General features: G+C 34.4%; 6 protein-coding genes and 1 pseudogene. 5 read left to right on the top strand and 2 right to left on the bottom strand.

Features of this window, described 5'->3' with window-relative positions:
- Nucleotides 1-1,168: 1,168 nt before the first annotated feature.
- On the top strand, nucleotides 1,169-1,384 hold the full coding sequence (locus A9239_RS11005) for a hypothetical protein (protein ID WP_048119001.1): 216 nt from the start codon (nucleotides 1,169-1,171) through the stop codon (nucleotides 1,382-1,384).
- Nucleotides 1,385-1,946: 562 nt separating this feature from the next.
- On the opposite strand, the gene A9239_RS19520 is transcribed toward A9239_RS11005, so the two are convergent.
- A complete protein-coding gene (locus tag A9239_RS19520) occupies nucleotides 1,947-2,093 on the bottom strand; it encodes a hypothetical protein (RefSeq protein WP_155396475.1) in 147 nt (48 codons plus the stop codon).
- A gap of 295 nt (nucleotides 2,094-2,388) precedes the next feature.
- Here A9239_RS19520 and A9239_RS11000 point away from each other — a divergent pair.
- The 4 genes and pseudogenes from A9239_RS11000 to A9239_RS10985 form a co-directional block, all read left to right on the top strand.
- Nucleotides 2,389-3,122, top strand: a pseudogene (locus A9239_RS11000) (transposase); the annotation flags it as partial.
- Nucleotides 3,123-3,583: 461 nt separating this feature from the next.
- Entirely contained in the window at nucleotides 3,584-4,903 is a 1,320-nt protein-coding gene (locus tag A9239_RS10995) for a cobyrinate a,c-diamide synthase (RefSeq protein WP_048118998.1), read from the top strand.
- Between the two features lie 749 nt (nucleotides 4,904-5,652).
- Complete coding sequence (locus tag A9239_RS10990) at nucleotides 5,653-6,075, top strand: helix-turn-helix domain containing protein (protein ID WP_048118994.1); 423 nt, start codon at nucleotides 5,653-5,655, stop codon at nucleotides 6,073-6,075.
- Between the two features lie 633 nt (nucleotides 6,076-6,708).
- A complete protein-coding gene (locus A9239_RS10985) occupies nucleotides 6,709-8,058 on the top strand; it encodes a hypothetical protein (protein ID WP_048154996.1) in 1,350 nt (449 codons plus the stop codon).
- Nucleotides 8,059-8,226: 168 nt separating this feature from the next.
- On the opposite strand, the gene A9239_RS19515 is transcribed toward A9239_RS10985, so the two are convergent.
- Nucleotides 8,227-8,391 carry a hypothetical protein gene (locus A9239_RS19515; RefSeq protein WP_155396474.1) on the bottom strand — a complete coding sequence of 55 codons (165 nt, stop codon included), beginning with the start codon at nucleotides 8,389-8,391 and terminating at the stop codon, nucleotides 8,227-8,229.
- Nucleotides 8,392-9,811: the final 1,420 nt, after the last annotated feature.

Genomic DNA, 9,811 nt, shown 5'->3' with positions numbered 1-9,811 from the left:
TCAAAAAAAGTAACAGAAGACGGAAATAAATCCTTAACCGATGACCAATGGAGTCTTTTATTTATTTCTGCTATTTTTTTCATTTCCAGTATATATTAACTTATTCACTTTTACTTGTTTTAATATTTACTGTTTTTATAGGTAAGGTCCTATGAATACGAAATCTATATATATCTAAAAGTTATTTCATATATGGGCAAATCAGATTTACTTGATTTATCCTTTAAGGTTCCATTTTGTATCCTCCTTAAATCTGTAGTCTTCCAGGAGTAATTTTCCATTTTATATCTCCTTAAACCTGCAGTCTTCAGGGAATGATTTGCCTGTAAACCTCCTATATTTTTTCTTTTTTATTATTTATAGTCAATTAATAGAAGCAGTTCGCATATTATTAGTTAGTTGATGTTGTTTCCAAAACACTTTTAGTGGTGCATCATGCCTTTTGTGCAATTTAATAAGGTTAATAGCAAGCTTGATGCACGAAACATAAAAAATTTCTAGCACTGGATAATAAGTCATGAAAACACCAACCGCATAATGATGGACGATCTAACATTCAGGCCTTCATTTATTTCCCAGTGTAACTCTTCTGAGTGCAGGTATTTTCAGAGAAAAACAGTCTTGACTGATTTGCCAAGGACCAATAAGACCGGATAAGTGGGGTTGGTAAAAAATACCTATAATGTGTTTATTTTACCCATAAAGCTCAAACTTATTATCATTTTTGTTATATTTATATAAAACAACTTCTATAAGTAGTGCTTGGAAGTAAAGATGTCAAACAATTTGACAGAGCATTACTTCCGCCTTGAAAACTAATGCGAAGGTATTGAAAAATCAGTATCAACTACATAAGCCAGAGGCTTCACCAAAAAAACATTCTAAAAATTTGCCTCAAAGATTAAAAAACTATTGAAACTGAATATAAACAAATTAGGGTTCCTTCATTGGGGCCCCAAATCCCCAGTTGTGTTGCAAAAATTTTCTTCTCGTACTTTAAGGCTATAATTGATACTTTTATGTACCATTCTAGGTGATTAGATTTGTTAACTTTCAGGATTTTTGTAACAAAACCTGTACTTTCATGTCGAATAGTAAAATCTGTATTTATACTTTATTTATATAGTCACTTATCAAACGAAAAACTTACGGATAAAGTGAGGTTTACATGACAAAGAAAATTAAGTTATCAGAAGTAAAAGACATAGTCAAAGACGCACAAATACTATCTCTTGAAGGGGTAAATATAGAAGGAGACACCGAGTTTGATTTTGGTGGACTCGGAAGCAGCTTTGATCCGATGCTTGCTGCTGCTATCGGACAGGAGTGTGCAATACTTGCACAGCAGTTATCAAGACTTAATAGCGGGTTCAAACGAGCATGAAATTCTTGCAAAATAGGCACAAACAAATGAAAGGGTTGTGTTGCAAAAATTTTCTTCTCGCACTTTAAAGTTATAATTAATACCTTTATGTACCATTTTTCTAGATGATAAGAGTGGTTAACTTTTCTAATTGCAAAGTTACTCACTAATTTTGTAAAATAACCAGATTTTTTGCAGCAGAACCCAGTTTTTCATGTTTTTTTACACGTGTCAGAACGTCGTCTTTGACTTTAGGTGCAAAAGAGATTTTAATTTCAATGGCTCAAAAACGGATAATCCCTTATTTTTATATTTATGTTATCTCGAAGCGGCAGTGTGCCTAATCTTCTGTAAGTACAACAAAAAATTACAAAGTAGAAAATTCCATGTCGAAAGAACAAAATTACACACAGTATATAAAAAATTGGCATAGGATTTACAGCAAATTCGCGACGATGCCCTTCAAGCACCGGGCTCTCGAATAGGAAAAGGGCCTCCTGGACATCCGTGTTAATTGCAGCATTCAGAGGATCAAAAACCTTATTCAGCCTTTCCAGCAACCTGTTGAATTATAAAGTTATGATCAGCTACTCTTGTCACAACTCAACAGATGCTTCTTTTTTCCCCCTCGCTCATCTTCAGGATGTATCGGATCTACATGAGCAGCCTCTTCCTCTTCTTCCTTCTTCTCTTCTTTCTCTTCTTCTACCATTTTCTTATCTTCTACCATAGAGTTTCACTCCCCATATAAAAATTATTCAAGCGAACATCATGCGGTGTCGGTTAAGATTTGGAGACTCACTCCTGGATGTGTTATTATTCATTGAATTATATAATACTCAATAAAAGGATAATAATTCTTATGCAAACCCCTAATAAGATGACAAAAAATCGACACGGTGGAAATTGACACGGCGGAAAAAGGTTATTCTCCAATAGAGGAAAAAATGTAGCTTTTCAAAAGCTACCTAAATAGATACTATAAATTTAGGCCTCTTAAAAAACTAATCATTTTTCAAGGGTCTATAATTGGAACTTCTCACTTAACACTTGACGTAATAGACATCAATAGTTTGGACAAGAATTATTCTCTTTTAATCGAATCTTTATTCAAAAGACTTAAAACGATAGGTGTAAAACAGGAACAACATACCTCGATAAAGAATTTTTTAACACTGATGTGATTTCAAAGTTGGATGAACTTAAAGTCAATTTTGTGATAGCAGCTAAATCGACTCAGGTTATCAATAGATAACTTAAAAATCATCAAAGAGAGTATGGAAATACTTTGACTATTTTTGAATATTATTTTCAGAACGGAGGACCTTCTTTCAATGTTGTGGCAACATATAATGATAAAAAGAAAAAGTATCTTCTGTTTGCTGCAAACAAAAAAGCAAAATCAATTGAGAAATTTGAAAAGATGATTCCTGAAGAATATAGAAAACGATGGAATATAGAAACTGGATATAGAGTGAAAAACGAGTTCAAGATACGATCATGTACAAGGTCTCCAGTAGCAAGAGTATTGTTCTTTATTATTCAATGTATAATGTACAATGTGCTAAATATGCTAAAGTCAGTTCTAGAAATTACAGCTTATGAGCTAAAATCATTAATAAATGAAGATATAAACAAAGTTATAAGATATGGACTAAAATCGCTGAATTTTATTCCTGTTAGTGTGTTACTGGATTGTTTGAAATGGGTCAATGAAGAAAGAAATCAAGTGCTACGCATTCGATTAACTGTAATATAACTTATCTCAAATTAAAGTTTAAGAACCTGATAGCGTATGCTATAAAATTACTCAATGTGATCTGATTTTTTGAAAAATGTAAGTGAAAGTTATAGCTTAAAAATTTTAAAATCTGATCAATAATATAATCCACTTTGAAAATCAGTAGATAAAAAGTAAGATCAATTGGTTTTTATCATTCGGAAGTCAGTCTGATCGGAACTACTGGGAATACAACAACAAAAATAACACTTTTCTCATATATTGTATTATCAAATTGAATGAAATTGATTTATTTATTATGTCATGAAATTTTGTATATATGTTAACCCATTTTAAACGCATTACGTATTATTTAACGTTTGAAAAACCCCAACCAATAAAAAAGTTCAAAATTACATGTTTACCTGCCAAACATCGGACAATCACTTACAGCTGGACTAATAGCTTTAATATATTTTAAAAGCAACAATATCCAGCAGATGACTAAAGGAATACTTATCGCAGGAACGCATAGTGGAGTTGGAAAAACTACAATTTCAGTGGGCATCATGGCTGCCCTTAAGCAAAGGCAGTTAAAAGTCCAGCCTTATAAAGTAGGGCCTGACTACATTGATACTTCCCATCATACTGCAATCTGCGGGCTCCCGTCAAGGAATCTGGACACATACATAATGGGTATAGATGGGGTCAGGCAGACTGTAGCCAGAACATCTGCAGATGCGGATATCATGGTAGTAGAAGGTGTAATGGGACTTTTTGATGGAGTCGATTCTACGGAAATTGCAAGCTCAGCACAGGTTGCAAAAATTCTGGACTTACCAGTGATTCTGGTAATAGATGTTAATGGCATGTCCAGAAGTACGGCTGCTCTCCTTAAAGGGTACTCGGAGTTCGATCCTGAAGTAAAGGTTTCAGGCGTAATTCTGAATCAGGTTGGAAGTCCACGCCACGCGGAACTTGTAAAAAATTCACTTTCGGATGAAATCCCTGTTGTAGGCGAGATTCCACGAAGGAAAGATATCGAAGTTCCTTCCAGGCATCTTGGTCTGTATATGGCTCACGAAAATGATTACAATATAGAAGAGATGGCATCATTTATTGAGGAGAATGTTGACCTTGACGCAATTCTTGAACTTGCCGAACCCTGTTTAATTCCGGAGATTTCTTACATGAAGAAGCCGGAGACAGATGTCAGGATAGGAATCGCCATGGACCCTGCATTCTGTTTTTATTACCAGGATATGTTCGATGCCTTCAAGTACCATGGAGCTGAAGTTGAATTCTTTAGCCCGATGGCAGGAGAAATGCCGGACATAGATGGAGTATATCTTGGAGGCGGATATCCTGAACTCTATGCAGAATCCCTTGAAAACTCAAAGACTACACGCAAGCTTAAAGACCTTGCAGCTGATGGCCTGCCTATATATGCAGAATGCGGCGGTCTACTCTACCTCTGCAGAACCTATGAAGTAGATGGCAGAGTCTATAAAATGGCAGATGTCGTGCCTGGAAATACACTCATGACGCACCAGCTTAACGCTCTGGACTATACCGAAGCGCACCCTCTAGACAGAAATTTTTGTTCTCATAACATAAAAGGTCATGAGTTCCATTTTTCTATTACGGAATGTGACCGTGATGCAAGATTTGAATACAAAATGCTTCGAGGAAAAGGTATACAGGACGGTTTTGACGGGCTTATTGAGCACAATACTCTCGCAGGGTATATGCACTCTCATCCTGCAACTTTCCCGGCAGGAAAATTCGTACAGAAGTGCAGAGAGTATAAAAGAAGATAATATTTAGAGGCTGTAAAATTTAAATCGTTCATATTAAGGCCTATCCGAAATAATTACATCGTGAATGTAGAGTTAAGAATATCCTGTCCTTTACCAGCTGTCCGACAATTCAATTTCAGGGCAAAAACATGTGATAAATAAGGTAGATAAAGCCTTTAATCGAAAAAAAAGCTTTGATTATTACCAACAGTAATTGTAGAACATCTTGTTTAGTGTGTGGCGATCGCCTGCAATTTGATTTTTATTTCTGTAATTTTTATTTTGACTTTGTCACATTTCCTTTTCACGTCAAACGTAAAGTATAATTTTTTTCTTTATAAATATAGTTCTATGAAATAAATAACATCTGACAAATAACAGCTGACTTTATCAAGTCAAAAATATTCAAAATAGGGGAATCAATTGGAAAAACATGTAGTAACAGCTTCAAATAAGAGGTAATTTGACAATGTATAATTATTTGCCCGGACTAATAAAGCAACATCTCTCTCTTTATGGCTCAGAATGTTTTTGCAGGATCAAAGCTTATAGATAAATTTAAATTTTACAGGAAGAGTCCCACATTTTTTATCTGTTCTCATAAATAATAAATATAATGGATTTTATTTGTATTAATTGTATGAGTTAATCTGATAATGAATTTTAAATAATGCTTGTCTTTATGCTAATGAATCAATCTGAAACAAAATGTTTAAGGCAAACCGAGCAAAATAAATATATTATTGAAGTTACAACTTATTGAGTATATTATGTCAGTTGAAAACCAAAATGAGACTGTTTGCCCAAATCCTGAATGCAAATATTATCTCAGGATAGAAGGGAAAGCTATTATAAAGCGAGGAAAGTATAAAACCGGACACCAGCGATACTATTGTAAACATTGCGGAAAATTTTTTATGGATACAAAAGGCACCGCTGTTTACCGCAAGCATCTATCCGCAGATGAGATAAGACTGATATATCGGTTATTCCTTGAAAAAAACGGAATACGAAGTATTGAGCGAATAACAGGACATCATAGGGATACAATAAGCCATTTGATAAAAGACACGGTAAAGAACCAGAAAACGGAAGAATACCTTGTCAAGCAAATCGGGCTTACAGCCGGTGAATGTGAAAAATTATGGGGACTTCTGGAAAAAAAGAGAGAAACTTCCCGAAAGAAATCCTGATAAAGCAGGTGTATGCTTATTTTCCTGAATATGGGTAGGTTGACCGTAGTATTTGAAAGTATATAGCCTTGCAAAAAAGAAATATCTTTGAAAATAAAGAAATATAAAATACTATGAGATAAAAAATACTATCCATATGGGCAATTATACTTTGAAATATATTGTGAAAGATGACTATTAATGAAAGATGACTATTTTAGATAAAGATATCATTTGAAAACATTATTTGAAGATATCATCTGGATACATTTATCTAATTATAATAAGCGAGTTTGTACTTAAGCAAGTCCTTTTTAAACTCCCTCACTTATTGCAAATATTTAAATCTTTCTGTGTATAATTCCTGGCTCTATTTTTCTGGTTTTAAATTCAGAGTTTTTGAGAAACAAATTCAGTGCAGATTTGTAAGCTGCGTTGTAATCTTCCTAAATATTTACAAGGTTTCATAAGTATTTTATAGGGGGACATGTAATGAGATTATACACATTATAAAAAATGTTCATCCAATTTATTTATTAAAAAGTATAGATTTACGAATCAAGAGTCTTATACTGCTAGTTTGCAGGAGATTGGAGACCCTGAGTGCATCGGTTATAAATGCATAATTCTCACTAGAAGAAGGGAGTCAGAAACATGAGGAAAAGTACAGCATTGAAGGCAGCATCTCAGTTTTTTAGTTTATTGCTTTGCCTGATATTATTACCGGCTGCGTTTGCTCAGCCAGAAGAGCTTAATGGAACAGCTACCTACGAAAATGGAACTTACGAAAGTAATATAGTTTCTGGATTGGAAGAAATTTACGGAAATTACACCGTACACGATATAAATCCATCCTACTATTCGGTATATCTCATGCCGGGAGAGAATGAAACCTTCAACGTCAGTTTCAGGAACGAAGGGAACGAAAACCTCGATATAGCCCCGAAAGTTGTAGCTCCATCTGACGATTATTATTATGATGTTGTAAACGAAAGCTGGATTACGATTTTACCTGAAAATGTAACGGTAAGTCCTGGAGTCGAGCAGAACTTTACCATTGAGGTAAGTGTTCCCGAGGATACTGAAACTGGAGATTATGAGGCCCAGATAGCCTTCACAAATGATACTTATCCAGAAGAATACGATACTCCTGTATATATTCAGGAATCCGCTGAAGGATCTGATGATTCTCTATCTGCTGAAGGATATAGTGATCCTATGTATGTCAATGCAATGTACCTTTGTGTCTCAGTGCCTGTCCGTCCAAAGCTTGAGCTTCAGACAAGCTATATTTCTGACACTATTGAGCCTGGAAAGGAATATGTATACGCTGTAAAAATTAAAAACGTTGCAGGGAAAGATGTTACTATTGATCCGAAGGTAACGAAATACGAAGTATATGACTATTCATTTGAAGAACTGGCTTTTAGTGATGATACAATAGAGATCTCTGCACCTTCAACCATAAAAGCCGGTGAAATCGCTAATATGACCATCAGGGTTCCAGTCCCGGAGAATGCAAGCGGAAGTTATGATGCCTATATCGAAATGAACGCTGATGGGAAAGAGAATGATGGGTCCGTCCCGCAAATAAGTCTGAGCTTTACGGTTGATAAACAGCCTACAACCCCTTACGTAAGAACCTTTAATACCACAACTACCGACCCGATAATGCTTGAAGTTTCTGCTGAAACTTCTGGCCAGGATGACTCTGTGCGTATTTCTCCTGAAATAGAAAAGCCAAGTTTTGAAATAAACCTGAAATGCAATTCTAGCCCTGTTAATCTAACCCTTGTGAAAACCTCTGAGAGTGGTGCCGTATACTCTCAAGGATATATCTTCCCAGTGTGGGCGACGGAAGATAGTTCAAGCTATCAGAGTGACAGCAGGGAATATACCGAAACATATAGAGCAGTTGGAGCAATTGGAACCTGGGAACTTACAATTCTCCCGAAAAACACAAACAGTTTCGACTACTCAATAACTGTCGGGGAATCCAAATAAAAATCCAAATAAAAAACTGAAAATGAGGTTTAAAATAAAAAAATTAAGAGAAGATGACAGAACTGGTTTTGCAAGGACTGGTTTTGTATCCTCTTCAAATTGAGTGGAAATCTCTCAATTTCCACTCACTAAGCTTTTTTGTTCTCAAAAGACGTTTTTTGTTCTCATTTATAGGAAAATCAGCCAACTGTCATGATGATATGCAATTTGCTGGAATTGAAGTGCATCATCACTCAAAAGTGCAGTAACCACAGGTATGTCTGTACGTTGATGATAGACTGCAATTGTACAGGCTTCAATAACTTTCTTCTTAGTATTTTTTCCACCACGCAAAAAATACAATCCAGTTTCCAGTGCATTTCCTCGTCACTGAATATTTTGTTTTTTAAAGAAGAAAGCTTTTCCAGCCAGCTTTTAAAAACATTAAATATTTTCATCAGAGCAAATGCTTTAGTATTAAAGCAGTACATTTTTTCTTTTCTACATAAAAGCATATCTAAAATGGTTTCCTAATTCTTTTTGGCAACTATAAAATAAGCAGTATAATAAGGATTCATGCGTCATCGGTTAGGCATTAAATTCCATCTCTTGTATATGCTTTTATACTAATATTCTATAAAATCTTTGAACCTATGTTTCCTTGTTCCCCACCTACTCTTTAAGGCTCTTTTTGGGAAATGTTTCCCGAAGAATGGTTAATAACTTCCTCATGGAACAGTAATTGTAGACACAGTACTATAGCGACTTTCTCCAGAAGCCATAGCGGTTTCAATATTTACCATCAGAAACGCAACAAGAGTACACCATTTCTAAGTGTACTCTTGTTGTCATTTATTTTCACCCCGTGATTTAACTCCAGATACAGAATTAAGTAAACCTTATATTTTTTCAAAGTTGACTTAATTAAGCCGCTGGACATTTGGAGTTCAAATTAGTTTTTCAGAGAGGTTTGAACTCCACAATTTAATACTAACGCACTCTATATAAAATACAAAGTTTTTAGCCAAATCATTAAACTATCAAATCAGATGTTTAATCTCTGATTTTATTTTTCAGTGATAGTGCTTAATATAACAAATATTTTAGTGAAAATATTTTTGTGTTTTGAATATAAGTTATACTATGAAGTAAAAGGTGTGCTATGTTAGATAATTTGGATTTTTTACTTACAAAGCAGTTCCTCAAAAAATAACGTAAATGGGCAAAGTTGCAGGAATAAAAATCATATTTCATTTTGGGTAGTTTTTAAAATATAAATCGTGGAGAGCTATAGGTTCAAGTAAAAGACGGGGTTAAAATACATTTATTTATCTGAGTCTGTTTTTTAATGTTTTATCCTGAAGTAAGCCCATTATTTAAAGAATATCAAATAGGTTTTTTCAATTTCATCCCGATAAACAGGATTTTGATACATACCATCAGAAATGCAACAAGAGTACACCAATGAGTGTTCTCTTGTTGTTCTTTCTTTTCACCCCGAGATTTAACTCCAGAGACTGGATTAAGTAAACCATCACTTTTTCCAAAGTTAACTTAATTAAGCCACTGGACATTTGGAATTCAAATTGGTTTTTTGGAGATATTTGAACTCCATAATTTAATACTAAGGTATTCTATATAAAATACAAAGTTTTTAGCCAAATCATCAAACGGTTAAATCAAATGTGTAATTTCTGATTTTATTTTTCGGTAGAATACCTAATATGACAAATCGTTTAGTATCTTGGATATAAGTTATATAGGGTCCTTCCAA

This window comes from Methanosarcina sp. A14 (assembly GCF_001729375.1).
GTDB lineage: Archaea > Halobacteriota > Methanosarcinia > Methanosarcinales > Methanosarcinaceae > Methanosarcina > Methanosarcina barkeri.
The sequence above is the reverse complement of the archived record's forward strand: the minus strand, read 5'-3'. Positions and strand labels throughout refer to the sequence as shown.

Excerpts from the sequence above, each read along its gene's own strand:
- A9239_RS11005 (WP_048119001.1), top strand. The coding sequence starts at position 1,169 with ATGACAAAGAAAATTAAGTTATCAGAAGTAAAAGACATAGTCAAAGAC.
- A9239_RS19520 (WP_155396475.1), bottom strand. The coding sequence starts at position 2,093 with ATGGTAGAAGATAAGAAAATGGTAGAAGAAGAGAAAGAAGAGAAGAAG.
- A9239_RS10995 (WP_048118998.1), top strand. The coding sequence starts at position 3,584 with ATGACTAAAGGAATACTTATCGCAGGAACGCATAGTGGAGTTGGAAAA.
- A9239_RS10990 (WP_048118994.1), top strand. The coding sequence starts at position 5,653 with ATGTCAGTTGAAAACCAAAATGAGACTGTTTGCCCAAATCCTGAATGC.
- A9239_RS10985 (WP_048154996.1), top strand. The coding sequence starts at position 6,709 with ATGAGGAAAAGTACAGCATTGAAGGCAGCATCTCAGTTTTTTAGTTTA.